At 68.9% G+C, this 24,824-nt stretch carries 21 protein-coding genes; 16 read left to right on the top strand and 5 right to left on the bottom strand.

Translation table 11 applies throughout. From position 1 onward, the window contains the following. Nucleotides 1–2 precede the first annotated feature (2 nt). Nucleotides 3–788 carry a hypothetical protein gene (locus ACP6CK_RS23215; protein WP_426955694.1) on the top strand — a complete coding sequence of 262 codons (786 nt, stop codon included), beginning with the start codon at nt 3–5 and terminating at the stop codon, nt 786–788. A gap of 105 nt (nt 789–893) precedes the next feature. Further along, the gene (locus ACP6CK_RS23220) at nt 894–2,561 is read left to right on the top strand and encodes a ShlB/FhaC/HecB family hemolysin secretion/activation protein (protein ID WP_426955695.1); all 1,668 of its coding nucleotides are present in this window, start codon (nt 894–896) and stop codon (nt 2,559–2,561) included. A gap of 784 nt (nt 2,562–3,345) precedes the next feature. On the opposite strand, the gene ACP6CK_RS23225 is transcribed toward ACP6CK_RS23220, so the two are convergent. Further along, complete coding sequence (locus tag ACP6CK_RS23225; protein ID WP_426955696.1) at nt 3,346–3,603, bottom strand: DUF6894 family protein; 258 nt, start codon at nt 3,601–3,603, stop codon at nt 3,346–3,348. A gap of 383 nt (nt 3,604–3,986) precedes the next feature. Here ACP6CK_RS23225 and ACP6CK_RS23230 point away from each other — a divergent pair, with 383 nt between their 5' ends. Beyond that, entirely contained in the window at nt 3,987–4,835 is an 849-nt protein-coding gene (locus ACP6CK_RS23230; RefSeq protein WP_426955697.1) for a Crp/Fnr family transcriptional regulator, read from the top strand. A gap of 101 nt (nt 4,836–4,936) precedes the next feature. Here ACP6CK_RS23230 and ACP6CK_RS23235 read toward each other — a convergent pair whose 3' ends face one another. Beyond that, complete coding sequence (locus ACP6CK_RS23235; protein ID WP_426955698.1) at nt 4,937–5,902, bottom strand: Bug family tripartite tricarboxylate transporter substrate binding protein; 966 nt, start codon at nt 5,900–5,902, stop codon at nt 4,937–4,939. 1,270 nt (nt 5,903–7,172) lie between these two features. On the opposite strand from ACP6CK_RS23235, the gene ACP6CK_RS23240 reads away from it, so the two are divergent. The 5 genes from ACP6CK_RS23240 to ACP6CK_RS23260 all read left to right on the top strand — a co-directional run bounded on the left by ACP6CK_RS23240 (nt 7,173) and on the right by ACP6CK_RS23260 (nt 12,019). Beyond that, a complete protein-coding gene (locus ACP6CK_RS23240) occupies nt 7,173–8,180 on the top strand; it encodes an ABC transporter substrate-binding protein (protein ID WP_426955699.1) in 1,008 nt (335 codons plus the stop codon). Then, on the top strand, nt 8,180–8,950 hold the full coding sequence (locus ACP6CK_RS23245) for an ABC transporter ATP-binding protein (protein WP_426955700.1): 771 nt from the start codon (nt 8,180–8,182) through the stop codon (nt 8,948–8,950). Before ACP6CK_RS23240 ends, ACP6CK_RS23245 begins: the two co-directional genes overlap by 1 nt. Beyond that, nucleotides 8,943–9,782, top strand: coding sequence for an ABC transporter permease (locus tag ACP6CK_RS23250; protein WP_426955701.1), 840 nt, complete (start codon nt 8,943–8,945; stop codon nt 9,780–9,782). The genes ACP6CK_RS23245 and ACP6CK_RS23250 overlap by 8 nt, the downstream gene beginning before the upstream one ends. Before the next feature lie 10 nt (nt 9,783–9,792). Continuing rightward, nucleotides 9,793–10,644: a TauD/TfdA dioxygenase family protein gene (locus ACP6CK_RS23255; protein WP_426955702.1), complete on the top strand. Its 852-nt coding sequence runs from the start codon at nt 9,793–9,795 to the stop codon at nt 10,642–10,644. An 88-nt stretch (nt 10,645–10,732) separates the two neighbouring features. Further along, nucleotides 10,733–12,019 carry an ABC transporter substrate-binding protein gene (locus tag ACP6CK_RS23260; RefSeq protein WP_426955703.1) on the top strand — a complete coding sequence of 429 codons (1,287 nt, stop codon included), beginning with the start codon at nt 10,733–10,735 and terminating at the stop codon, nt 12,017–12,019. Between the two features lie 176 nt (nt 12,020–12,195). Here the strand turns inward: ACP6CK_RS23260 and ACP6CK_RS23265 are convergent, their stop codons facing one another. After that, nucleotides 12,196–12,783, bottom strand: a complete 588-nt coding sequence (locus ACP6CK_RS23265) for an OmpA family protein (protein WP_426959968.1) — start codon at nt 12,781–12,783, stop codon at nt 12,196–12,198. Between the two features lie 462 nt (nt 12,784–13,245). Here ACP6CK_RS23265 and ACP6CK_RS23270 point away from each other — a divergent pair, with 462 nt between their 5' ends. From ACP6CK_RS23270 to ACP6CK_RS23285, 4 genes are all read left to right on the top strand, one after another. Further along, nucleotides 13,246–13,692: a hypothetical protein gene (locus ACP6CK_RS23270; protein WP_426955704.1), complete on the top strand. Its 447-nt coding sequence runs from the start codon at nt 13,246–13,248 to the stop codon at nt 13,690–13,692. After that, entirely contained in the window at nt 13,689–15,863 is a 2,175-nt protein-coding gene (locus tag ACP6CK_RS23275) for a tetratricopeptide repeat protein (protein WP_426955705.1), read from the top strand. Before ACP6CK_RS23270 ends, ACP6CK_RS23275 begins: the two co-directional genes overlap by 4 nt. A 481-nt stretch (nt 15,864–16,344) precedes the next feature. Continuing rightward, the gene (locus ACP6CK_RS23280; RefSeq protein ID WP_426955706.1) at nt 16,345–16,878 is read left to right on the top strand and encodes a hypothetical protein; all 534 of its coding nucleotides are present in this window, start codon (nt 16,345–16,347) and stop codon (nt 16,876–16,878) included. A gap of 137 nt (nt 16,879–17,015) precedes the next feature. After that, on the top strand, nt 17,016–17,594 hold the full coding sequence (locus ACP6CK_RS23285) for a hypothetical protein (RefSeq protein ID WP_426955707.1): 579 nt from the start codon (nt 17,016–17,018) through the stop codon (nt 17,592–17,594). A 213-nt stretch (nt 17,595–17,807) separates the two neighbouring features. Here ACP6CK_RS23285 and ACP6CK_RS23290 read toward each other — a convergent pair whose 3' ends face one another. Together ACP6CK_RS23290 and ACP6CK_RS23295 are read right to left on the bottom strand one after the other, a co-directional pair. Next, nucleotides 17,808–18,494 carry a pyridoxamine 5'-phosphate oxidase family protein gene (locus ACP6CK_RS23290; protein ID WP_426955708.1) on the bottom strand — a complete coding sequence of 229 codons (687 nt, stop codon included), beginning with the start codon at nt 18,492–18,494 and terminating at the stop codon, nt 17,808–17,810. Between the two features lie 57 nt (nt 18,495–18,551). Further along, nucleotides 18,552–19,532 carry an MBL fold metallo-hydrolase gene (locus tag ACP6CK_RS23295; protein ID WP_426955709.1) on the bottom strand — a complete coding sequence of 327 codons (981 nt, stop codon included), beginning with the start codon at nt 19,530–19,532 and terminating at the stop codon, nt 18,552–18,554. Nucleotides 19,533–19,663: 131 nt separating this feature from the next. On the opposite strand from ACP6CK_RS23295, the gene ACP6CK_RS23300 reads away from it, so the two are divergent. The 4 genes from ACP6CK_RS23300 (at nt 19,664) to ACP6CK_RS23315 (ending at nt 24,772) form a co-directional block, all read left to right on the top strand. Then, nucleotides 19,664–20,578, top strand: coding sequence for a LysR family transcriptional regulator (locus ACP6CK_RS23300; RefSeq protein WP_426955710.1), 915 nt, complete (start codon nt 19,664–19,666; stop codon nt 20,576–20,578). 383 nt (nt 20,579–20,961) lie between these two features. Next, complete coding sequence (locus ACP6CK_RS23305) at nt 20,962–21,939, top strand: Bug family tripartite tricarboxylate transporter substrate binding protein (protein ID WP_426955711.1); 978 nt, start codon at nt 20,962–20,964, stop codon at nt 21,937–21,939. 229 nt (nt 21,940–22,168) lie between these two features. Further along, a complete protein-coding gene (locus ACP6CK_RS23310) occupies nt 22,169–23,251 on the top strand; it encodes a hypothetical protein (RefSeq protein ID WP_426955712.1) in 1,083 nt (360 codons plus the stop codon). Nucleotides 23,252–23,407: 156 nt separating this feature from the next. Then, on the top strand, nt 23,408–24,772 hold the full coding sequence (locus tag ACP6CK_RS23315) for a hypothetical protein (protein ID WP_426955713.1): 1,365 nt from the start codon (nt 23,408–23,410) through the stop codon (nt 24,770–24,772). The last annotated feature ends 52 nt before the right edge of the window (nt 24,773–24,824 follow it).

The following is a 24,824-nucleotide window of genomic DNA, read 5'->3' on the forward strand; positions in this document are numbered from 1 at the left end:
GCATGGCTGGCGGCGGGGGAACCGGCGGTAACGGCGGGACGCCCGGAAGCGTCCCGCCAGGCGGGATCGGGACGACCGCCAGCAATCTGACCGGCAGCGCGGCGGGCGGCCTGCTCTACACCACGGGCTCCGTCGTCAACACCGTCGGCACGGGGCTCGCCGGAGCCGGAGGAACGCCGGTCGCGGGCAGTGCGCTCGGGACGGTCGGCGGTGTTGTGGCGGATACCGGCACGGGCGTGCAGAATCTCGGGACAGGCCTGAGCAGCAATGGCCTCGCCGGCCTCCCCGTCGTCGGGAGTACGGCCGGCGCAGCGGTGACCGGTGTGGATCGGGTTGCGAACCCGCTGGCCCGTGTGACGGTGCTGAACACTCCGATCGCGGGCGGCAACAACCCGGCCTCGACCAGTCTTCTCGGCGCGAGCGTGCTCTCCAACACCGGCCCTGGAAACGCCGTGATCGGCGTGGGCGCACTCTCCGCGGGTCGTGTTCTGCAGGTCACCACCAACACGGGGGCTGCTCCGGCCGCCGTGGGTTCGGCCGTCGGGAACGTCCCGGTCGCTGGCCCGGTGGCCGCGAGCGTCGTTTCGCCGGTGGTTGCCACGATCGCTCCGGTCGCAGGCGGGGTGGTCGCACCCGTGACGAGCGCCGTCGCGCCCGTCGTGACGGCGCCCACGGCACCCACCACCGGCGGAACCACGGTTCAGGCGGGAGCGGGAGCCGGTGTGCGGACGAACCTGCTCGGCACAACAACGGGCCTCGTCGGCGGCGCGACGCGGCTGGTCCGCTAACGCAGAGAGAGGAGGAGGTCGGTACCGACCTTCTCCTCTCTTACGTCGAGGATTGTCTCCCCGGTGGAACACGGGACGTCCCACGACGCCCGCTGAGGAGCCCGTATGCGCCGCTTCGCCCTGCCGTCCCTTGGTGTCATTGCCCTCCTTCACCCACTCTCCAGTGCTCTGGCCCAAAGCGCGGCGGCGACGCCGCCCACGTCCCGTATCCTGGACCGCGACCGACAGGATACCCGCCCTCGGCTGCCTCAGCGCACGGCCCCACCCACAGCCACTGCGCCCGCTGTCCAGAACCGCAGCGGCGCGCCTGCCCCCTTCACCCTTACGGCCGTCCGCTTGGAAGGGGCGACCCTCGTCCCCCAGGAGCAGCTTGCATCAAGCTGGAGCAGCCGCCTTGGCCAAAGAGTGGAGCTTGCTGACCTCGTCGCCATCAGCGACGCCATCGCTGCTCGCTACCGGGAGGCCGGGATCGCCCTCTTCACCGTGCTCCTTCCCGAGCAGGACTTTGCGAACGGCGTGGTGCGGGTTCGCGTGGTGGAGGGCCGTATCACCGATGTTCAGATCGAGGGTGATACCGAGGGAGCAGATCTCTCCCTGCTGCGCGCCTACGTCGACCGGCTGCTGGCCGAGCGGCCGCTGCGGCAGGCCACGCTGGAACGCTACCTCCTGCTGATGAACGACATTCCCGGTCTGACCGTCGGCAGTGCCCTCGAGCCGATGCCCGACGGGCCGCCAGGGGCCAATCGTCTGCGCCTGGGATTGCAGCGCAAATCCTTCGAGGTCGGATCCGGGGTCAACAACCTCGGCGCCGTCCCGTTGGGCCGTGTGCAGTTCGACGTGAACGTGGTCGCGAACAGCCTGTTCCGGCAGGGCGACCAGACACAGGTCATCTACGGCTTCCCCGGCGACTTCCAGCGATACCAGTATTACGGCCTGAACCACACGACCCCGATCGGGACAGATGGCGCAACCCTTCGGCTCTCGGCCGGGTATCTGGAAACGCGGGCCAGCAATACGACATTCGACGGAACGGCCGTCGTGACAAGCATCCAGTTCAGCTATCCCGTCATCCGAGCGATACGGGAAACCCTGTCCGGGACGGTCAGCTTCGATACGCTGGACAGCAGCTCAGCCTTCCTCGGCTTCACAGCCTCCGATGAGCGCACGCGAGTGGTGCGCACCGGCGCGAACTGGGCGCGCCAGGACAGCTGGGAGGGGGTGAACGCCGCCGCGCTCACCCTCAGCGTTGGACTGGATGCACTCGGGGCGCGACAGCGCAGCATCCTCGGCGGTGACCCGTCCTTCGCCAAGGTTACACTCCGGGGCGGGCGGGAGCAGACGCTGCCCTGGGGCTTCATCCTGAGGCTGACAGGTTCACTGCAGTGGGCGGCCGAGACACTGCCGCCTTCGGAGAAGTTCCTCTATGGCGGGCCGGATTTCGGTCGGGCTTTTGGGGCCGCCACGCTGAACGGGGATCGTGGCGTGGCTGGCGGCTTGGAACTCGCCTACCGGTTGCCCGAAACCCTGACCTTCGGAACCTTCGATGGAAGCGAAGTGTACGGCTTCCTGGATGGGGCCCGTGTCTGGAACGAGGAGACGAGACTTCTGCGGGCTAGGGACAGCGCCGCCTCCGCTGGGATCGGCCTGCGCGCGAGGGTCTTGCAGAGGGTACAATTGCAGGTCGAGGCCGCGTCCGCGGTTCAGCGGCCGCGCTACAGTCCCACGGGCGATGAACGCTGGCGCATCGTGTTCAGCCTTCGAAGCGTGCTCTAGCCTTAGAAGGCTGCAGGTAGCCCCGACGGAAGGCCGAGGTCCGGCTCACTCCAGCCATCTGCTCGGCCGCTGGGAGCGGTGGGACGACCAGCGCGGCCAGCCCCACAGCGGGCGTGTGATGTGGCGCCGCCGGTGAGCGGACGTCGCATCGGCTTGAGGCGGAACGCAGCCGGCGCGGTCTCGCGCTGACCAATCGGCCGCTGCGTTCTCATCGGCCGGAACCGCGCGGAGGAGCGTCGCCTCGTCCTCCGTGCGCGCCCGGCCGCACGGGATACGCGCTGATGGCGGTGTGCGGCCGCAGCCGGAGGGCGACGGTGAACCGGCGTGATCCGCGCGGGCTGGAGGCCGGGCCGTCGTAGTCGGATTCATGGCTGGAGCTGGTCGGCCCGAGCCTGCGAGGCATCAAGGGCTGCGGCTCGCCGTCCTATGGGGCAAGCTTCGCCACCCGCTCTCCAGGTGCTCGCGTCCGCGGGCTTGGGTTTGGTGCATCGCCGCGAGGAGTTCCCGGGCGGCCCCCGATCCCGTCTCTTGTCCGCTTACATCCGTCTCCACGATCAGCGCCGCTCGCTTACTGATCCGAGTACCGTCTCGGAGGCCACGGCGCTTTGCCCGCAGGAGCGATGTCTCGTCCATTCCACGGCGGGAGCGTGGACGAGCGCCGGACCGTCTTTGATTGGGGGGCGAGCTGTCGAGCGCAGCACGATCCACGGTCAGGAGGATATCCGGCCGAGAGGCTGCCGGGAGACATCTAATGAGCCCCGACCGAGTGACGCACTCCGGTGCGCTAAGGCCCGAGAGCGTTGCCCTCGTCCAACCATTGGGCGACAAGCGAGAGAGTCACGGTAAAGACAGACCGCCCAGCCTCGCTCCGCACGTTCACGGTCAAGTCTCGCCGATTCCCGTCCGGCATCACGTCCCTTACCATGCCGGGCAGAGCATTCAGCGCCGCGATCCGGGCTGCCTCCGCGCCACAGCATTCCATGCCTTCCTCGTCCCGGAAGGAGTGCTCGCCGTCGCTGGTATCGAAGAAGAAGTGGGGCATGGGCTAAATTCAATCAGTCGATCTCACGAATCCGTCATCTGCCATCTCTTTCTACCAGTGGGAAGGGAAGGTGCTCCACCGCAAGCCGATGCGACCACTCAAAGTTGTAAGTGGTCCCGCACCCCGACTCCAGAGACACTCTAGTGCTCATTCGCCGCATCCATGAGTTGCATTTCCTGCCACGTTTTCTCCCATAAATAGTACTCAGACAGGCTTCCCTTCACGATACGAACGCTACGAATTACGGTTCAAACAATCGCAGGTCCCAACGTTACTCTTCACTGAGTGGCCGATTGAGCCTGAAGCCGATCTGCTTCGATTTCCCGTTTTGTTACGCACTCGTAACAAAACGTGTGACCTGAGAGTTTGAATGGAGGCGAGCTGTGGATCCCGCGCTGGATGCGAAGCCTGAGCTGCATTCGTCCACGTCGACAGAACACCCGGGGCCGATCGCGTCAGCGAGGCTGAACACGCCGGACACGTTGTCCGTCGCCGCTCGCCGCCCGCTGTTCCGAGAGGGCGACCAGCCCGAGCACATCCACATGCTCCTGAGCGGCATGGCATGCCGATTCCGGACGCGGCGCGATGGAGGCCGGCAGATCATCGCCTTCCTCTTTCCCGGCGATTTCTGCGATCTGCAGCTCTTCGGAAGGTCGGAGTACGCCGTCAGCACCTTGAACGTCTGCAAGTTCGCCCTCTTCTCGCGTGCACACCTGGCCGACCTTGCCGAGCAAGACACCGGTCTGGCGTTGACCCTCCTCCGGGAGAGCACCAGGGAGGCCAGCGCGATGTGCGAGTGGCTTGTCACGGCAGGGTCGGGCAAGGCCGAGCGGCAGATGGCACATCTCTTCTGCGAGATGCATACGCGCCTCGGCGGTTGGGGTGATGCAGGGCCGATCACCTACTCTCTTCCGCTCACCCAAGCCGATGTGGCGGACGCCCTCGGTCTCTCTCCGGTTCACGTCAACCGCGTGCTCATGGTGCTCCGCAAACGCGGCCTGGTTTCCTGGAGTGCGGGCGCGCTGACCATTCTCGATATCCACGGCCTCGAAGCGGTGGCGGAGTTCAATCCGGCCTACCTCCAGTCCCGGGAGCGCACCGCGATCTCGCGGGTTGCTCTGCAGAACGCGATGACAAGGCAGCACGGAGAGATCGCGAATCAGCATCGCTGCCAGCCCGACCGAACGGAGGACGGGATCGCGACCGAAGGGACGATACCAACCGCAGCGTGAGATGCGCCTTCCGGTTTCCGGCGCACCCCAACGCACCGGAACCATGCCGCTGGGAAAGGGTTGTCATATCGACACGCCGAGAGTCGACGCCGGGCGCCGGCCTACTCCGGCTGAAAATTTGCAAGCCGGAGCAGCGCCTCGGCTCGCTCCACGTCACTCCGGATGAAGGCGGCGAAGTCGGCCCCGACCTCAGCCATGGGCTCGATGCCAAGGGTGCCGACGCGGGCAAAAACGTCGGGCTCCAGCATTCCCGTCCGCAACGCATCGCCAATGCGGGCGACGATCTCGGCGGGAAGGGCCCGCGGTCCCCAGAGGCCCCACCACGACTGGATGTCGAGGTTCGGCATCCCCCCTTCGGCCGCGGTCGGCACGTTCGGAGCGGCGTTGCTGCGTTCAGCCGCGGTGATGGCCATGGCTTTCGCGAGCCCGTCTCGCGCAGGAGGCCACGTCGCGAGGATCGGCTCGATCACGAGCGTGACGTTGCCCGCGACCACGTCCGTGATGGCCGGAGCGGTCCCGCGATAGGGCACCTGAACAAGCTCCACTCCGGCCTGACGAATGAACTCGATCGTCGCGAGGTGGCCCGCAGCCCCTAGGGACGATACGGCGAAGGTCCAGTCCCGAGGGCTCGCGCGCACGGCAGCAAGGAGTTCCGCGAGGGTATTGGGTGTCCGGCTCCGATTCATCAGGAGCAGCAGCGGGCCGCGCCCCGTGCGGATGATCGGCTGCAGGTCCGCCACGGGGTCGTAGCCCGGGTTCCGCATGACCTGGCGAGCGAGCATCTGGATGGAGGCAGAGAAGCAGAGGGTATAGCCATCTGGCGCCGCCTCGGCGACCGCGCGCCCACCCACGGCGCCGTTAGCGCCCGGACGGTTCTCCACAACGAAAGGCTGTCCGAGCTTCTCCGTCAGCTTTGCCGCGGTGGTGCGTGCCATCGCGTCGGTCGAGCCACCGGGCGTAAACGGCACGATCACCCGTACCGGGCGGCTGGGCCAGCCGGGCTGGGCAAGAGCCGGCATCGCGAGGAACGCGGAGGGGAGGGTGGCGAGAAGGGTGCGGCGGTTCATGACCGCATCGTATCAGCCCACCTGCGCAGCGCTAGAGTATCACGGGCTCCCGCTTCGGCTCCTGGCCCGAGGCTCTCGGCTGAGGGAGGTTTATGTCCGGCTCCGATCGCTGCTGCGAGGCGATCGGCATCCGGAGGAGGGAAGTGTGTGATCTCCCTCGGACTTCTCCGCCATGTGGCCATTCTCCGCCTACCGGTTCTGGTGCGTGACGTCGCCCCAGGACGAAGGGCAGTCGGACAAGGTCCCGGACGGAGCCGTTCAGGAGCTGGCCCGCATGCCGCACCTGATTCTCCTCCCTGGGAGAGGCCTCTCGACGACAGACCAGCCCTGCAACGCCGACCCAGGGAAGATGGCCGCGGCTTCCGGGATACATCGCATCGACGCCGTCGATGAATCGTGGGTTCGAATGACCTGCCGTGAGAGAACGCGAAAACGATCGTTCCCGTGAAGTGCGACGCGCCCATCCATGCGCCGGTGGGGCAGGCCAATCGGGGGGATTCATGTTCGTTCGGCTCTGTCCCTGAAGCATTGCATTCTCTCCAAGGCGCGAAGATCAACAGACCATTTCATTGATGCACCAGCTGACATCGTGAAGAGTGCCCGGGCCGGACACCGCCCGCCGGTGCCGTTTGGATTCCCATGATGCTGCTGTCGAGGTCGCGTCCAAACACCGAGTGGTGCCGCACACCGGTCCACTGCTGTCAACGCTGACCGGAAATGCCCTCGACTCCTCCTGACCCGATGCCGCACGCGCGGCCATGGAAGCGGCTGCCATGAGACGGGAGAACCGAATGTCTTCCACTCCCAGCCGGTCCGGCGGGCAGGATGTGGACGCGCTCCGCACAGCCATTGCGGCCTCCCTGACGCAGGTGAACGTGCGCGTGAACCTGAGCGGCCCGGGCTTCGGCAAGATCGCCAACGGCCCGGAGCTCCTCGGGACGCTGGTCGCCCACTCCGTCTCGGAGTTCAGCGACATTATCGCCGACGGATCACGGCCGGAGGTCACGCGATGTGTCCGCCGATCTCCCGGCGCTGACGTGGCCGCGGCACACCTGCGGCGCCCCCGCCTAACCCGTATGCCACGCTCATTGGAGCCGACGAACCGATCACCGTTGCTTCCCCTTTCATCGGCCGCCGTCTCGTCGCTGGGCTGACGATCGCCGCCGTCACCGGAGTGGCTGCTGGCGCGATCCGGTATCAGGGCGCCGTACCCGTCCCACGCTCCCCTCCCTGAAACGCGCGCCGTGCGCGCCTCGCCTCCGGAGTTCCCATGCGACGTCGCCACCTCCTCGCTGCCCCGCTCGCGTTGGGTGTGCCCGGCCTGGCCTCGGCCCAGCCCGCCGAGACCCGCCAGATCCGCATCGCCCAGCAGTTCGGCCTCATCTACCTCCCCTTCATCGTGATGCGGGAGCAGCGGCTGCTGGAGGCCGCCGTCCGCGCCGCGGGCCTGCCGGAGCCGGGGGTGTCCTGGATCCAGGTCAGCGGCGGGGCGGCGATGAACGATGCACTGCTGTCCGGCAGCCTCGACATCGCGGCGGCCGGCGTGCCGCCCGTGATCCTGCTCTGGGCGCGCACGCGGCCCAACCTGCGGGTGCGGGCGCTCGCCTCGCTGGGATCGCAGTCGATCTGGCTGAACACAAACCGTGCGGAGGTCCGCTCCATCGCCGATTTCACCGAGCGCGATCGGATCGCCCTGCCGGCCGTGCGCGTGTCCTTCCAGTCCATCGTGCTGCAGATGGCGGCGGAGAAGCTCTTCGGCCCTGGCCAGCACGGGCGGCTGGACTCGATCACCGTCTCCCTGCCACATCCGGACGCCACCGCGCAGCTCATCGCCGGACGGACGGAGATCACCGCCCATTTCGGCAACCCGCCTTTCCAGCAGCAACAGCTTCAGCACGCCGGCATCCACCAGGTGCTCGACTCGTTTGACGTCCTGGGCGGGGCGCATACCGGCAACCTCTCCTACGCCACCGGGCGCTGGCACGATGCCAATCCCCGCACCGCGGCCGCCTTCGTGACGGCGCTCGGCCAGGCCCATGCCTGGATCGCGGCGAACCGGCGCGCCGCGGCGGAGCTCTACATCCGGGCCGAGCGCGCCTCGCTCGACGTCGCCTTCGTGGAGAGCATCCTGAATGGCGGCGGCGTCGGCTTCACCACGGCGCCAGAGCGCGTGCTGGCCTTCGCCGACTTCCAGCACCGCACCGGCCAGATCCCGGTCAAGCCTGACCATTGGCAGGACCTGTTCTTCCCGGCCCTGCACGGCGCGACGGGCAGCTGATGCGCGACGTCCTGACCTTCCACGGAGTGACCCTGCGCTACCTGTCGGACCGCGGCCCGGTGACGGCCGTGGAGTCCCTGGACCTCTCGTTGCGGGAGGGCGAACGGCTCGTGCTGCTCGGCCCTTCCGGCTGTGGCAAGTCCAGCCTGCTAGCCGCGGCCGGCGGGTTCCTGCGGCCCGCGGCGGGCGCGGTTCTGCTGGACGGCGTCCCGGTCCGCGGACCGGGGCCGGACCGCATGACCGTGTTCCAGGAATTCGACCAGCTCCTGCCCTGGAAGCGCGTGCGCGACAACGTCGCCTATCCTCTGCGCCTGGCTGGCATTGGAAGGCGGGAGGCCACGGCCCGGGCCGACGCGCTGCTGGAGAAGGTTGGGCTGCGCGGCTTCGAGGATGCCTTTCCCCACACCCTCTCGGGCGGCATGAAGATGCGCGTCGCGATCGCCCGGGCCCTGGCCGCCGCGCCGCGCGTCCTGCTGATGGACGAGCCCTTCGCCGCGCTCGACGCGCTGACGCGCCGCCGGATGCAGGAGGAGCTGCTGCGGCTCTGGGCCGAGCTGCGCTTCTCCCTGATCTTCGTCACGCACTCGATCGAGGAGGCGGTGCTGCTGGGAAGCCGCATCGCCGTCCTGTCCGCCCACCCCGGCCGGCTGCGCGCCGTGCACGTCATCCCCGCCGGGACCGACGACGCCGAGCGCGCGCGGATGGGCGTGCAGCTTCGCGGGCTGCTGCTGCCCTCCGACGCGCCGGCCGAGGAGATGACCGATGCCTGACGGCTCCCTGGCCCGACCGCCGCGGCTCCCCGTGACCGCCCCGGCCTCCCGCCCGCTCCGCACGGCCTCGCAGGACCTGCTGCTGCGCGCCCTCGTCCTCCTTCTCCTGGCCGCGGCCTGGGAAGGCTACGGCCGATGGGTGGACAATGACCTCGTCTTTCCCACCCTGACCACTACCCTGTCCGCCCTGGTCCGCGTCACGGCCTCCGGCGAACTGCCGTCCCGCGTGCTGACCTCGCTCCGCGTGCTGGCGCTCGGCTACGGCGCGGGGCTGGCGCTCGCGGCACTCCTCGTCGGCTTGGCCGTGGCGTCCCGCCTCGGCTCCGCGCTGCTGTCCACGCTGACGGCCATGTTCAACCCGCTGCCGGCCATCGCGCTGCTGCCGCTCGCGCTCCTCTGGTTCGGTCTGGGCACGCCGAGCCTCGTCTTCGTGGTCGGCCATTCCGTCCTCTGGGCCGTGGCACTGAACGCCCATGCCGGGGTGCAGGCCATCCCGCCGACCCTGCGGCGGGTGGGTGAGAACCTCGGCCTGTCCGGGATCCGGCTGGCCGCCTTCATCCTGGCACCCGCGGCGCTGCCGGCGATCCTGTCCGGCCTGCGCATCGGCTGGGCCTTCGCCTGGCGCACGCTGATCGCCGCGGAGCTCGTCTTCGGGGCCTCGTCCCGCTCCGGCGGTGTCGGCTGGTTCATCGCGGAGCATCGCAATAACCTCGACATCCCCGACGTCTTCGCGGGCCTTCTCGTCGTCGTGGCGATCGGCCTGGTCTTCGAGGGCGTGTTCTTCCAGCTCCTGGAGGCGCGCACCGTGCGCCGCTGGGGCATCAAGCGCTGAGGAGCCTGCCGTGCCCGATATCCGCGCCCTGCATCCGCACTTCGCCGCAGAGGCCGTCGGCTACGACCTCTCGGAAGACCTCGACGGCGCGGCCTTCGCCGCCCTCCGGGACGCCTTCGAACGGCACTCCGTCCTCGTGATCCGGGACCAGGACATCACGCCGGCCGAGCATGTGCGCTTCAGCCGCCGGCTGGGCCCGCTGGAGATCCACGTCATGCGCCAGTTCACCTTGCCGGACCATCCGGAGGTCCTGCGCGTCTCGAATGAGCGAGAGGAGGGGCGCCCGGTCGGCCTCGCCGATGCGGGCCGCTACTGGCACTCGGACCTTTCCTACCTGGCGGAACCCAGTCTGGGCAGCGGCCTGCTCGCGCGGAGGCTCCCCAGCCAGGGCGGGGATACCCTCTTCGCCAGCCAGCACCTCGCCTATGACAACCTGCCGGAAAGCCTGCGGCAGCGGCTCCATGGCCTGTGGGCCGAGCACTCCTACCCCTACAGGGCGGACATCCAATCAGCCCGCAGCGGACGGCCGCCGCTGTCCGACGCGCAGCGGGCCGCGGTGCCGCCGGTGATCCACCCCGTGGTGCGGCGGCACGATGCGACCGGTCGTCCCGCGCTCTTCGTGAACGAGGGCTTCACCACCCGCATCCTGGACCTGCCCGATGCCGAGAGCCGGGAGCTGCTCGACATCCTCTTCGCCGTAGCGACCGACGACGCCGTCACGTATCGCCACGCCTGGCGCCCCGGCGACCTCGTGCTGTGGGATAACCGCGCCGTGCAGCACCTCGCGACGCCCTACCCCGAGGGCGAGACCCGGATCATGCACCGCACGACGGTGAAAGGCTCCACACCCCTGGCCGCGTGATCCCGTCCTTTCTCAACCCCTTCCGCCGAGGAGAGTGCCCATGAGGAATGAACAGCCGAGGAGGGGGACAGGAGTATCGCGCCGGGCCGTGCTCGCGGCTCCCGCGATCCTCCTCGCGCCGGCGGTGCGCGCCCAGGGCGGGTTCGACTGGCGGCGCTTTGCCGGACAGCGCATCACCGTCTCGCTCCTCCGCGCGCCGCTCTCGGATCTGCTGCAGCGGCACGAACAGGAGTTCACCGAGCGGACCGGGATCGCCGTGGCGTCCGAGCAGGTGCCGGAGCAGCAGCACCGGCAGCAGCAGGTCATCGAGCTCGCCTCCGGGCGGCCCTCCTTCGACGTGACCACCGTTTCCTGGCTCATCCAGAAACGCCTCTTCGGCCGTGCGCGCTGGCTGGAGGACCTGCGGCCCTACATCGCCGATCCCGCGCTGACGGCACCCGATTTCGCGCCCGAGGACCTGACGCCCGCCGGCCTGGCCGGGGCAACGCACCCGGACGGGCGCGTGGACAGCCTGCCTTTGGCCCTGCACTACTTCATTCTCTACGCGAACCGCTCCCTGCTGGAAGCGAAGGGCGTCGCGGTGCCGACGGACTTCGCCTCCCTGGAAGAGGCGGCACGGCGCCTGACGGACCGGTCGGCCGGCGTGTTCGGGTTTGTCGGGCGCGGGCTGCGCAACGCCAACGTCCCGCTCTGGACCGCCTTCCTGCTCGGTTGGGGCAAGGAAGCCCTTTCGCCGGACGGCACCCTGCTGACGGACGGCGACGAGGCGGTCGCCGCCGCCGAGCTCTATGCCCGGTTGCTGCGCGAGACCGCTCCACCCGGCGTCGCCGGCTTCAACTGGGCCGAGAGCCTGTCGGCCTTCACCCAGGGCCGTGCCGCGATGTGGATCGACAACGCGAACTGGGCGAGCCCGCTGGAGGACGCGCAGCGCTCTCGCGTGGCGGGGAAGGTGATCTATGCGACCGTGCCGCGCGGGCCGGCCGCCCATCACACCACGCTCTTCGGCGACGGCATCGCCATCCCGGCCGCCAGCCCGCGCAAGGGACCGGCCTGGTTCTACGCGCAATGGGCGGCGGGCAAGGCGAATGCCGCGCGCTCCCTCATCGCCGGCGTGGGCGCGCCGCCTCGGCGCTCCACCTTTGCCGATCCGACCGTGCGCGAGGAACTGCGCCTTCCACGGCCCTGGCTGGACGCGGTCGAGGCATCGGCCGCCATCGCCCGGCCGGGACTGCCGGACATCATCCCGGTGACGGAGTTCCGCGACACCTTCGGCGCCGTGCTCACCTCTCTTATCGGAGGGGGCGACGCACGGGCCGAGCTGCGCCGCGCGACGGCGGCTTTCCGGCCGGTCCTGGAAGCGAGCGAACGTGGCTGAGCCGGACGTCCATCCACGCCCGAGCCGCGCCGTCTCGACCATCCCGTCGATCCGCTGTTCCTCGCGCGCTGGTCACCGCGGGCCTTCACGCCGGATGAGATCCCGACCCCGCGCACTGAGGGCGCCATCGGCCGGCGCGGCGGGCTGGCCGCCGGCTCAGACGGTCCGGCCAAGGGCTACCGGCCGAGATTGACGACCTGCACGCGGCGGTTCCGCGGCTCGGCCTGCTCGTCCGGCGTCGGCACCAGCGGCTGCGTCTCCCCGAGGCCGACCGCCTCCAGCCTCCCGACCGGCACGCCGTAGCTCCGCTCCAGGAAGGCCCGGACCGAGGCGGCCCGGCGCTCCGACAGGGCGCGGTTGGCAGCGGCGGCGCCGACGGTGTCGGTGTGCCCCTCCACCCGGAAGCGGTAGCCCGACAGGTCAGGGGTGGCCAGCGCCTGGCCGAGCACGGCCAGTTCGCGCTGCGCCTCCGGCGTCAGCGCGGCGGAGCCCGAGGCGAAGGTCAGCGTGATGGACACGGCCGGACGGCCGGGCGGGGCGGTCGTGGCGGCCGCCGTGGCGAGCGGCTGCGACCCGGCCAGCGGCGTCTCGGGCGTCTGCGCCTCCGACGGCGCATCGGCGGGCAGGCGGATGCCGCGCGTCAGCTCCTCCACCATGCCGGACACGGTCTGCGGCGCGCTGGGGACGGGCTCTGCGCGCAGCCCCGGCGCGACGAGCAGCGTCAGGACCGTTAGGCCGGCGACCCGGAAGGCGGTGCATCCCATCACGATGATCCCTCGTCGTTCTTCGCGCGCCATGGTGCCGGCGGTGGCGGCCTCTCCGCCAGCGCCGGATCGTCGCGTGGGTCGCGCCGCCGATCCACCCGGAGAGATCGTTCATCCCTTACAGGGCATGAGCCCCGAGGCGATCAGGGCGGAGAGCGCGTCAGCCGAATTTGTGTGCTGGTCCAGGTGCTGGTGGCAGCAGACCAGCTCCGCCACTGCTCCCGGTCGGCCGGGATCACGCCGAAGCGCTCCACTCCTGGCCACGCTCGCTCATCCATGTCGCTGCCGCGCGGTGCTGAGCCGCTCCCACTCGCGTTCGGAGCGCCAGCACGCGCAGCACGGTACCTGCTTCGGTGACAGTGCTGAGCTGCACCGGCGGTTGCGCGGCCGAGGTCGCCGAAGATTCTGTTCCTCCCTCGGAACTTAGCGCTAGGCTTTCTCCGTCAGGCGGGGGAAAGAACGATGGTCAAGCGCCAGTCGAGCCGGACGGCCCAGTCGCCAGGAATGGGATTCGACCGGGTCGCGGCATCCCTCGCGGCCCTCGCCGTGGTGGGATTGGCCGGTTTTCTGCTGATCCGCAACGAGGCCATCGCATCGCCGCAGCTCTTCTTCGCCTTGCGCGTCGTGCTCAGCTTCGCCGTCGCCGTGCTTGGCGCCACGATTCCGGGCTTCCTTGACCTGGGCTGGAAAGGGAGCGGATTGGTGGTCCGGACCGGAGGTGCCCTGGCGCTCTTTGTCTTAACCTATGTCTATACCCCGAATCTGGTGACGGATCGGCCTTCGAGCGGCGGGACCACGATCAGCGCCCCGGGCGGCGTGGCCGCCGGTACGATCACCGGCAGTTCCGTCACGGTGAATCCTGCACCCGCTCCGGCCACCTCTCCGCAAGCCAGCCAACCTCGCCCATGAGTTACCGGGGGCGTCACGTCCGGCTCGTCCTTGTCGCGCTCCTCATCGCATCCTCAAACGCCTGGGCACAGCGGCAGAGTATCGAGGCGCCCGGGGGTGTCGCTGCGGAGCGGATCGAGAACAGCCAGATCATCATCGGCGTGCCAGCGGCCGAACAGATCCGCCTCGTCGAGATCTTCTCGCAGCAGATGGCGTCGAGCAGCGAGGCGAGAGCACGGGCCGAAGCCCGTGCCGCCGAACTCGCATCACAGCTCGGCTTCACGCGGGAGGCGGTCATCGGGTTTTTCCGCATCCTGGGCGAGCAGAACGTGTCGCCTGAGCAGATCCCCCTCAAGCTCGGCGAGATCGCGGTCCGGCACCGAGAACTGGTGGCGCGCTGGTCCTTGCTCGACGCAACAGACCCAGCAACGTCCGCCCTCGCTGATCGGTCGAAGGCGGCCGTCGACAACGGCCGCTATGAAGAGGCGGACGCCCTGTTGCAGCAAACGGAGGAGCGGGAGATCGATGCGGCGCGCCAGGCCGCTCAGCTCGCTCAAAGGGCGCAAGAGGCGGCCGACCAGCGTTGGACACGCGCCGCAGAGGCGGTGGGCAGACGGGGCGATGTCGCGATGGCGCGCCTTCGGTACACTGAAGCGAGTGAACACTACGCGGCTGCGGCGCAGAGAGTGCCGGTCTCGCAGCCGGTGGTCCGCCGGCGATACCAGGAGCAGCACGCGCGGGCCCTCTACCAGCAGGGGCAGGAACGTGGGGACGGCCGGGCCGCAGTCGGCGCGATCGATCTCTATCGCGTCCTGGCCCAGGCCAGCGACCGTCTGGCCGATCCGCTCCCCTGGGCAGCAGCCCAGATCAGCCTCGGCAATGCACTCGCAAGCCTCGGGGATCGGGAGCAAGCGCCGGAGCGGCTGGAGGAGGCTGTTCGGATTTACCGGGCCGCGCTGGAGGAACTCACGCGCGCGCGCGACCCACTCGGCTGGGCGACCGCCCAGGCCAATCTCGGGGCGGCGCTGACCAGTCTTGGTGAGCGGGAGCCTGGGACGGCGCGGCTGGAGGAGGCGGTTCAGGCTTACAGGGCGGCGCTCCAGGAAGCAACGCGGGAGCGCGCCCCGTCGAACTGGGCCGCCACACAGATCAACCTGGGTCTCGCCCTCACAAGGCTCGGTGAGCGGGAGCCTGGGACGGCGAGGCTCGAGGAAGCCGTTGAGGCCCTCCGGGCCGGGCTGGAGGAGAAGCCGCGTCAGCGCGATGGGCTCGGCTGGGCCGCCACGCAGATCAACCTCGGCCTGGCGCTGACCAGGCTCGGCGAGCGGGAGCCAGGGACGGCAAGGCTGGAAGAGGCGGTGCAGGCTCTCCGGGCAGCACTGGAGGAGGGAACGCGTGAGCGGATGCCGCTGAATTGGGTCGCGACGCAGATCAACCTCGGGCTCGCACTCACGAAGCTCGGTGAACGAGAGTCCGGGACGGCACGGCTGGAGGAGGCGGTCCAGGCGTACAGGGCCGCGCTCGAAGAGGGAACGCGCGCGCGCAATCCGCTGAACTGGGCCGCCACCCAGATCAACCTCGGCCTCGCCCTCACCAGACTGGGGGAGCGGGAGCCGGGGACGCCTCGGCTCAGGGAAGCGATCGCGGCTCTCCGGGCGTCATTGGAGGTGCTGACGCGCGAGCGTGATCCGCTGACCTGGGCGGCGGCACAGGTGAACCTTGGCAATGCCCTCACGAGCCTTCATGCGCGAGAGCCAGAGGCGGTTCGGCTGGAGGAAGCTGTCACGATCCTTCGAGCCGCGCTGGAAGAACTGACGCGGGCGCGGGACCCGCTGAGCTGGGCCGCGGCGCAGATGAATCTTGGCCTCGTCCTCACCAGGATCGGTGAACGGGAGAAAGGGACGGCACGGCTCGAAGAAGCGGTCCAAGCCTTTCGAGCGGCGCTCGAAGAGGGGACGAGGCAGCGCAATCCGATGACCTGGGCAGCCACGCAGATGAACCTTGGACTCGCGCTCACGAGGCTTGGTGAGCGGGAGCCAGGAACGGCCAGGCTCGAGGAAGCGGTTCAGATCTTCGACATTCTCCTGGAAGCCAGAGATCCGATCTGGCCCGAAATCTGGTCTCGGGTCGCGCGTGCACGTCGGATGGACGCGTTAGCCCTGGTGAACCGCAGACGAGGTGAACAACGGTAACCGGCGAAAGGTCACGTGCGGCCCGGGCCAGTCCATCTTCGCCAGTCGATCGTAGATGAATCGGCCGAGATACGGCTGTCGCGACTTCGGGGTTCGGCCCATCGTTCCTGCCTCAACGCCCAGCGCGGTGCGTCACCTGCTGGCTCGGTATGAGGCACGGCCTGTTCCGGCGACAGTCGCAGCCTCAGATCGTCGTGCGGCTTGCACCTCGAACGGGGATGTTCTCCACCAATTTCCTAGCAAAGGCGCAGAAGGAGTTCCGTTATTGGCCCACAGCGCGACGCATGCGACACTATCCGTCGCGTTCGTCACGTACACGGAATCGTTCCTGTGGCCCGTCGTGCCACCTCTTACCATCGCCTCACGCGGTCGATGCCCTTCGGAGGGCGATCGCAGGTCAGCCGTTCCGGCCGCGTGACCCGCGGCGATCCGGTCGCGGACGACTGCCTGCTCTCGCGAAAGGACTGGAGGAGAGGTTGTTATGGCGGATGAAGAAGACGACTTCGACACAGGGCAACTCGATCCAACACCTCAAGGATCAAATGCGCATGTTCTGATCTATCAGCGGGGCGACACGGTCGTCACGCGCTACAGCCCGAATGCAAAGAAGGACGCGCACGCCGGCGTGGGCACCATGTCCATTGGCGGCGAAACCTTCGACACCTTCGAACGACTGGACGGATACGTGGCCCTCGATCCCGGCCATTACGTCTGCAAGATGGAATATTCACCGAAGAAGTTCTGGCCTCCGAAGAGCACCTCCAAGCGAAAGCAGATCCGCCCGATGAACCATGGCAAGCTGGCGGGCAGCAAAGACCGTGCAGCTGCGATCCTGATCCACCCCGGTGAATACCCGTCGAGCTTTATCGGATGCATCGGTGTCGGCCGGCGTGAGGGCAACCGTCTGAAGCGCACGGGTGAGTCCATGGACACGTTGTTGCGGCTCTGCGGCGGGTTCAAAGTAGGCCGGAAGGTCCATCTTATCGTAAAGGGCAATCGCCCAGCGACGCCGTGAACCTCATCGGATGACGGGACGGCGTACGCGCCCCCCCTTCTCGGCTCGTGCAGAATCTCTGAGAAGGTCAGCTCGACCAGACATCGCAGTACGGAGTTCAGCGCTGCTTCAGAAATTCCTTCCTGACGGAGGTCTCGATGTCGCGCCGAAAAATGTTGATTCTGCGAGGCAACGCCGCTGCGGCAGGCATGTTTCCGGACGAAAGGGGCGTGGAGATTGCTTGGCCCTCCGGCGCCCTGCACGTCGATGCGGCCGTCGAATATGCGCGACGTAAGGGCTACAAGGGAGTCGTTCTGGACAAACCGGGTAACCCACAGGGTCAGACCAGTCCGCAGGCGAAAGCTGCCCTGAAAAACTTCCAGGACGACGAGATGGTCACGGCACTCTATGGCTTCTCCGGTGGCGGGTATAATGTCAGGCACATCTTATATTATCTGTCGTTGCATCAGCCCGCGACGCTCTCGCGGATTGACCTGGTCGTCGTGATCGGATCGCCGAAGCAGCCGAAGATCAACTACCATCCCAGCAGCTTCCGAAGTCGTGGCGGAGCCCATCCGGGAAAGTGGGAAGTTGTTTATAGAATCGATCCTCCACGGACGGCGCTGCCAAGTGGCCTACCGAGAGGAACCAAGCCACACATGTTCGGGCCGGACGTCCTGTTGAGGGAAACGCCCGCCGGCCGCTATCGGGACTTCCCCTTCGATGACGAATGCTGAGCCCATCAGGCCGGTCCGGGAGAGCCAATCCAGACCTGATCGGATTGGACGGGGAGACATGGACCGCACAGGCGCTCGATGACGTCCGTAGGAGCCTGTCTGCTTCCACAAGCCGTCGCGGGCACAAGGGGAGGGCTTGACCACTCTTCCAGGCTCTCCGAAGCCTGAGTGTCCCTCTCCTGGCGGCAATCGCGACCGGCCGGTCTGGCCAGATCAGCCCTGGCGATCACCAGCCGAAGTGCCGGACAGGCTGGTTGCACCCTGTCCATTCGCGTGGAGTTCGCGCCGCAACCGTTCGTTGTCGGCGCGCAGGGCGGCCAACTCCGCGCGCACGGGTGACAGCGCCTCCTCCAACTCGGCCTGGGTGAACCGCGGCGTGATGTGCTGCGGGCAGTTCCAGTCGAAGGCTTCGACATCGATCAGCACCGCTCGCTCGACATGTCCCCCATACCCCGGAACAGCGAGCCGGGCCGTCAGGGCAGGGTCGTCCCGGGCGTCGACGACGCGCATCCGTCCGAAGATTTTCAGGCGTCGCCGGCGCGCGTAGTCCATGAGGAACAGCGAGACCCGGTCGTTGGCCTGAACATTGCCGACCGTGAGATACTGCCGGTTGCCGCGGAGATCCGCATAGCCGAGCGTCCCGCCGTCGACGACGCGCAGGAAGCCCGCCGGCCCGCCGCGGAACTGCACATAGGGCCAGTCGGTCTCGGACACGCTCGCGATGTAGAAGCCATCGCGTTCGCCGATGAACTGCCATTCAGCCGGGCCCAGGCGAGCATTGCGGACAGCCTCCTCCGCGTAACCTTCCTCCGCGCGCGCCCACTGGGCCGCGCTGCCGTATCGTTCACGTGCCGCCCGGACGGACGGCGTTGACGCGATCTCCAGGTATCGGTGGTGCACGGAATTCCCTCCCGCCCTTGTCCGTCATCAGCCTGATGAACGATGCCCGGCCGCGCCTCAGGCCTGATACGCCCAGTCGGCGACCTGCCAGCGGAGCTTCCCGCTGTCGGACACGATGCGGCCCAGTCCGGGAAACGGCATATGCGTGGCGGCGATGAGCGCCCCCTCCTCGGCCGCACGCGGGAAAAATCGTGCGCGCATGGCCTGGGCGGCTGCATGGTCCTGCTCCATCAGGAAGTACACATCGGTCGCCATCGGATGCACCACCGGGAAGAGCATGTCGGACACCATGATGAGGCTCTGCCCGGCATCCTCGATCCGAACGCCGATGTGTCCGGGCGTGTGGCCGGCCAGATCGACGATGGAGACGCCGCGCGTGACCTGGCGCTCGCCGTCGGTCGCCTGCAGGCGCGGGTAGAGGCGCAGCACCTCCGCCGAGAGCCGGAAGCTGGGCTGCACGTAGTCCGGAGCAGCGCTCCGCTTGGCCGGATCGGTCCAATGCGCCACGTCTCGCCGGTCGATGTAGAGGTCGGCGTTGGGAAAGTTGTTCCGGCCATCCGCGACCAACCCGCCGATGTGGTCCTGGTGCATGTGGGTGACGATCACCGCGTCGATCTGGTCCCGGTGAAGGCCGAGCGCGGCGAGCGCCTGCGGCAGCAGGCCCGTCCGGCCGAGCGTTCCGGCCGGACCGGCATCGATGAGGATGCGGCGCTCGCCGTCCTCGATGAGGTACTGGTTGAACAGGAAGCGGACGCCACTCGGCCGGGCGACGAACTGCGCCCGCGCGGCCTGCTCCACCTGCGCGGCCGTGCGGCCGGGGAAGTAGCCGTAGGGCATGTCGGCATAGCCGTCCGCGAGCGCGGTCACCGTGAAGCGGCCGATCCTGATCTGAGCCAGGGGAGTGACCGAGGTCGGCTGGCTCCCCGCGGCCGCACCCTGTGCCAGGGCGACCTTCGCAAGACCACCGGTGGCCATACCCGCCATGGGAAGACCGAAGGTGAAGAGGCGGCGTGAGAGGTCCATCTTGGCTTGCTCCATCTGATCGTCTTTGCGGCCGCGGGCAGGGCTTCTGGAGCCGCCTCGGTCGCCTGAAAGGCAAACTAGGTCCTCCATCCAACGCGCAGTATCCTGAGACTTCGGGAAGCTTCCTCTCAGGAATTGGAAGGGCCATGGACCGGTTCGACGCGATGTCCGTGCTTCTGGCTGTCGTGGAGGAGGGCAGCCTCTCGGCAGCATCGCGGCGCCTGCGCACACCACTGGCGACGGTCAGCCGCAAGGTGGCCGACCTGGAACGGCATCTCGGAACCCAGATCCTGGTACGGACCAGCCGACGGGTCGAACTCACCGATGCCGGGCGCGCCTATGTCGCGGCCTCCCGGCGAATCCTGGAACAGGTGGAGGAAGCGGAGCGTCAGGCCGCGGGCGAGTACAGCGCCGCGCGCGGCGAACTCCACGTCACCGCCCCGACCATGTTCGGCCAGCGGCACCTCCTGCCCGTCGCTCTCGCCTTCCTCGCCGAACAGCCCGAGATCACCCTCCGGCTGACGCTGACGGATCGGCAGGTCAGCCTCACCGATGAGCACATCGATGTCGCGCTCCGGATCGGGCACCTGGAGGATAGCGGGCTTGTCGCCACGCGGGTGGGATCAGTCCGCCGTGTCATCTGTGCCTCTCCGGGGTATCTTGCCCGACACGGCATGCCGCGCGCGGCGGAGGATCTCGCGCAGCACGATGGCATCAGCTTCCAGGGCTTCTCCGCCTCGCCGGAGTGGCGATACCGGCGGGACAGCACGGCCCTGGCCGTCGAGCCGCGACCAAGGCTGTCCGTGAATACGACGGAGGCGGCCATCAAAGCGGCCCTGGCCGACCTGGGCATCATCCGTGTCCTGTCCTATCAGGTCGCCGACGAGGTGCGGAGTGGACAGCTGAAACGGCTGCTGTCCGACCTGAGTGCCGAGGCCATGCCGGTCAGCCTCGTCTATCCAGCAGCGGAGCTCATGCCGTTGAAGGTCCGGATCTTCCTGGACTGGGCCACCCCGCGCTTGCGCGCCCGTATGGATGGGTTGGACGCGGAGCTCTCGTGAGAGTTCCCGAGCGCTCCGAATGAATGAGATTGTCGGGCGACTTAAAGACCAAATGAGGAGCGAGGTGCTCGGCATCACGACTGGGTCCCATGCCCAACTCTTCGCCCTTCTCGGGCTGCGGCGGTTCCTCCTCAGCGACGATCGGGGCGGTTCTCCGCGCAAACCGCCGCACGCCCTGGCGCCATTCAGGACGCCCCAGCGGTCGCTTGCCAGGTGAAGGAGTGGCCACAGGGGTGATCCCGGCCATTGGACAGCACGCCGGCGGTGCCGCGCGCGGCCGAACCTTTTCCGGGCAGCGCCGGGCTCCGTCCTGCCCCGCCCGCACGCTTTCCCACGCCGGCAGCCTGGGGCATGAACATCATAAGCCCAACGGAAGGAACGTCATGCCAGACCATCAAGGCCGTCGCGGACTGCTCACCCTGGCCGCTGCCGCGTCGCTCGCCGCCCTGGCGCGGCCCGCGATCGCCCAGGCCTACCCGTCGCGCACCATCACCATCATCGTCGGCTACGCACCGGGCGGAGCCAGCGACATCATCGCGCGCAGCGTCGGCGACGAGATCACCAGGGCCACGGGTCAGACGGTGGTGGTGGACTACCGTCCCGGTGGCGGCGGCGGCATCGCTGGTGACCTCGTCGCCCGCGCCCGCCCGGACGGCTACACGCTGCTGGCGGTCAGCAACACCTTCTACGCGGTCATCCCCTTCCTCGCCTCGGTGCGCTACGACCCGTTGACCGACCTGACGCCGGTGGGCTTCGCCGGGGACGGCTTCATGGCCGCCGTCGTGCACCCCTCCGTGCCGGCGCGGAACCTGTCGGAACTCGTCGCCCACGCGCGGGCGAACCCCGGCAAGCTGAACTTCGGCACCTCGGGACAGGGATCGCTCGCCCAGCTCTGCGGCGAATACCTGAAGAAGCGCACCGGCATCGACATCGTCCACGTGCCCTATCGCGGCGGCTCGGCGGCGGTGCAGGCCTGCATCGCGAACGAGGTGCAGATCATCTTCGGCGCGGAGAGCGCGGAGGCGGTCGGGCGGGGGGACCTGCGCGGCGTCGCGGTGCTGGGGAGCGAGCGCTGGGACAAGATGCCCGACGTCCCGACCACGGAGGAGGCGGGCCTGCCGGGCTGGGCGCTGCGGAGCTGGCACGGCATCGCCGTCCCCGCCGGGACGCCGCCGGAGGTCTGCGAGCGCCTCAACCACCTCGTGAACGAGATGGGCGCGATGCCCGCCATCGTCGCCCGGTTCGGGCTACTTGGCTTCCGGCCGCAGCCTCAGACCCTGGCCGAGCTGGAGGCGCGGCGGCGTGCCGACCACGCGGCGTTCAGCTCGCTGATCCGCGACGCGGGGCTGACACGGGGGTGACTGACAGGGCCCGGACGGATCTCCGGCATCGTGCTGGACCGGCGTGCGCCCCGGGCATGACCGGTCAGGAGCCGAGCCATGGAAGGCTCTTTCAGCGATCTGCAACCTGCGGGGGGCGTCGGGTTGGCCGGCCCGCGCCATCCCTGGCCGTCCGCATAGGGCCCTCGTCTGCACCGTTGCAGCGAGAGCCAGGGGGCAAACCCGCCGGAGGCTGGCGCATTAGGGTCGGATGAACGCAGCCACGTCGGCCCGCAACGAGACCGCCTCCGCCTTCGCCCTCGCCGTCGAGACGTTCGACCGAACCAAGCCGGTCTGGATCCTCGGCCACAATGACGCGGACGGCCTGTCCGCCACCGCCCTCTTCGCGCGGGCCTTCGAGGCGGCGGGATGGGAGGTGCGGACCCGCATCGTGGGCCGGGGCGAGAGCCCCTGGTCGGACGCGATGCGAGCGGAGCTGGCGCGGGAGCTAGCCGGTGGCGTGATCATCACCGACCTGGGCGTGCGGGACGCCCTGCCGAAGCCCGGCGTGCCGACGGTGGTGGTCGATCACCACGTCCCCGGCGCGCCGCCCGCCGGCGCCACGGTGATCAGCGGCCACGGGCAGGACCCGATCCCGACCTCGTCGCTCCTGGCGTTCTGGTGCGCCGGCGTGCTGGCCGACGCCGAACCGTGGCTCTGGCTCGCGGCGGTGGGGCTGATCGGAGACATGGCCGAGAAGGCCGGTTTCCCGGAAATGGAGGCGGCCCGGCGGTTCGGCGTGACGGCGCTGCGGGAGGCCGCGGCGCTGGTGAACGCGCCGCGGCGAAGTGCCTCCGGCGATGCCACGCCGGCGCTGAGGCTGTTGATGGCGGCGGACGGGCCGAAGGACGTTCTGTCGGGCGAGCGGCCGGAAGCCGCGGCCGTGCTGGCGGCGCGGGCCGAGGTGAGGCGGGAGTTGGAGGCGGCCCGGCGGGTCGGGCCGGTGGTGCGGGGCGAGGTGGCCCTGATCCGGTTCGCCTCCCCCACGCAGATCCACCCCCTCATTGCCCAGCAGTGGCGAGGGCGGCTGCGGGACAAGATCGTGATGGCCGCGAACACGGCGTATCGGCCGGGCTGGGTGCACTTCGCCGTGCGCTCGGCCGAGGACCGGGACCTCGTCGGGTTCCTGGCCGAGCACCGCCCGCCGGGGGCAGACGAGATGTATGGCTCCGGTCACCGTCAGGCGACGGGCGGAGCCCTGCGGCCGGAGGACTGGAACGTCTTCGTCGCAGGGCTCGGCTTCGGCGCCGAAGCCACCGTGCCAGACACCTCCGCCCCGGAGATCACGGCATGAGCGGCGCGGCACGAGGGCCGCAGGAACGGTCAGCCGCATGGCCGTCGGCGTTGCAGGCCTGCGTTCACGCTCGCCGGCAAGCTCCCGGGCTCTCCCGTGCCATAGAGGAACGAGGGCGCCGACAGGATCACACGGCCGGTCCAAGGGACATCCGCCATGCCGCATGAGAAAGCCCAGCGAGACGAGGAGGTCGAGGCGGCCACCGAACTGGCGCGGGACGTCGCGGCGGACCTCGATGCGGTTCTCCTCACGCACTACGACGACCCCGAGACGCTCGACACGTTCCGGCCCGGGGAGACCAGCATCGAGACCGTCCTGGCGGTGAACAGGGCCGTCGCCGCCGAGATGATCGCCCAGGGCGTCGAGGTCTTCGTGCAACGTGCGGACCGGGCAGCCTTCCGGCGATGGATGCGGGAGCGAGAGGACACGCCGGAGAACCGGCGAGGCTGGATCGACCGGGACCGGCTTCTCAGGGGAGACGCGGCCCTCCGGCTGATCGGGCTGAGGCCCACCGCCCCGACTGCGACGAAACCGCGCTTTGAAAGGCTTCCCGGGCCGGTCGCGGATCGCCTGCTCGCGGCGTTTGTCGCGGGCGAGCCCGACGATCTTGAGGCCCTCGCCGAGGATCTTCTCCTCGCGGGACGGGAGGACGTCCTCGACCTCGCGATCCGAAAGGCGGCGGAGCATCACGGCGACGAGAATGCCGATGAGCTTGCCGGGATGCTGCGATCCGTGGCGGAGGGTGCTGCCGTCGGGCCGTCAGGCTGGGCTGAGTTGGTCGCGCTCCCCGTGGCGCTGGCCCAGGGGCGGCCGCCCGCGGCAACGCTGATCGGAGAGGGGCTGATCGCGTCGGGCGCGCTGGCCGACTCGCTCGAGCTTCGCTTCCTGCCGCTCTGGCGTTCGCCGGACGCGATCGCGCACCTCTCGCCGGCGGCCTCGCGGCGCGTCCTCCTGGAGCTGGTCGCTGGAGTGGAGCCTCGCGACCTGCCACCGGCGGACGTGGATGAACTGGCGAAGGGCGGATTCGGCGTGTTGGTCGGGCTGCAGATCGACTGGGATATCCCGGTCTGGGACGACATCGCCGCAGCGGAGGGCCGCACCGCCGTGCCGGGCGAGGAGGACCCGGGCGGGGCGGAGGCGACGCGTGCGGCCACTCTGTTCGACCGCTGGCGCGGTTCGATCTTCGAGGCGAGCGGAGGCTGCGTGCCGCTGGCGCTGGTCGCACCGTCCGAGGTGGAGGCCGAGATCGCGGAGTTCCTCGACGAGGCCGGCGCGCAGACCCTCGGCCTGGAGGAGATCGTGGAGCTCATCGCCCGAGCCCGGCACGAGGCTGGTGACGAGGAGGTCGTCTGCCGCCTGGAGATCACCGACGAGGGGCTGGAGCTCTCGCTCTACACCGCACGCGGCCGTCATCTTGGCGACCTGAGCCTGCCCGTGGACCGGCTGCCAGCGAGGGCCGTGGAGATGCCTCAGATCATCGGGCGCTTCGTGCGGGTGGTCAGGGACGCGCCAGGCCGCTAGCGCGCTCCAGCATCCGCGCCGAATTCGAGAATCGTCCACGGACAGACCCGGT

The organism is Muricoccus radiodurans, assembly GCF_050154705.1.
GTDB classification, from domain to species: Bacteria; Pseudomonadota; Alphaproteobacteria; order Acetobacterales; family Acetobacteraceae; genus Roseomonas; species Roseomonas radiodurans.

Excerpts from the sequence above, each read along its gene's own strand:
- ACP6CK_RS23215 (WP_426955694.1), top strand. The coding sequence starts at position 3 with ATGGCTGGCGGCGGGGGAACCGGCGGTAACGGCGGGACGCCCGGAAGC.
- ACP6CK_RS23220 (WP_426955695.1), top strand. The coding sequence starts at position 894 with ATGCGCCGCTTCGCCCTGCCGTCCCTTGGTGTCATTGCCCTCCTTCAC.
- ACP6CK_RS23225 (WP_426955696.1), bottom strand. The coding sequence starts at position 3,603 with ATGCCCCACTTCTTCTTCGATACCAGCGACGGCGAGCACTCCTTCCGG.
- ACP6CK_RS23235 (WP_426955698.1), bottom strand. The coding sequence starts at position 5,902 with ATGAACCGCCGCACCCTTCTCGCCACCCTCCCCTCCGCGTTCCTCGCG.
- ACP6CK_RS23240 (WP_426955699.1), top strand. The coding sequence starts at position 7,173 with ATGCGACGTCGCCACCTCCTCGCTGCCCCGCTCGCGTTGGGTGTGCCC.
- ACP6CK_RS23245 (WP_426955700.1), top strand. The coding sequence starts at position 8,180 with ATGCGCGACGTCCTGACCTTCCACGGAGTGACCCTGCGCTACCTGTCG.
- ACP6CK_RS23250 (WP_426955701.1), top strand. The coding sequence starts at position 8,943 with ATGCCTGACGGCTCCCTGGCCCGACCGCCGCGGCTCCCCGTGACCGCC.
- ACP6CK_RS23265 (WP_426959968.1), bottom strand. The coding sequence starts at position 12,783 with ATGGGATGCACCGCCTTCCGGGTCGCCGGCCTAACGGTCCTGACGCTG.
- ACP6CK_RS23270 (WP_426955704.1), top strand. The coding sequence starts at position 13,246 with ATGGTCAAGCGCCAGTCGAGCCGGACGGCCCAGTCGCCAGGAATGGGA.
- ACP6CK_RS23275 (WP_426955705.1), top strand. The coding sequence starts at position 13,689 with ATGAGTTACCGGGGGCGTCACGTCCGGCTCGTCCTTGTCGCGCTCCTC.
- ACP6CK_RS23280 (WP_426955706.1), top strand. The coding sequence starts at position 16,345 with ATGGCGGATGAAGAAGACGACTTCGACACAGGGCAACTCGATCCAACA.
- ACP6CK_RS23285 (WP_426955707.1), top strand. The coding sequence starts at position 17,016 with ATGTCGCGCCGAAAAATGTTGATTCTGCGAGGCAACGCCGCTGCGGCA.
- ACP6CK_RS23295 (WP_426955709.1), bottom strand. The coding sequence starts at position 19,532 with ATGGAGCAAGCCAAGATGGACCTCTCACGCCGCCTCTTCACCTTCGGT.
- ACP6CK_RS23300 (WP_426955710.1), top strand. The coding sequence starts at position 19,664 with ATGGACCGGTTCGACGCGATGTCCGTGCTTCTGGCTGTCGTGGAGGAG.
- ACP6CK_RS23305 (WP_426955711.1), top strand. The coding sequence starts at position 20,962 with ATGCCAGACCATCAAGGCCGTCGCGGACTGCTCACCCTGGCCGCTGCC.
- ACP6CK_RS23310 (WP_426955712.1), top strand. The coding sequence starts at position 22,169 with ATGAACGCAGCCACGTCGGCCCGCAACGAGACCGCCTCCGCCTTCGCC.
- ACP6CK_RS23315 (WP_426955713.1), top strand. The coding sequence starts at position 23,408 with ATGCCGCATGAGAAAGCCCAGCGAGACGAGGAGGTCGAGGCGGCCACC.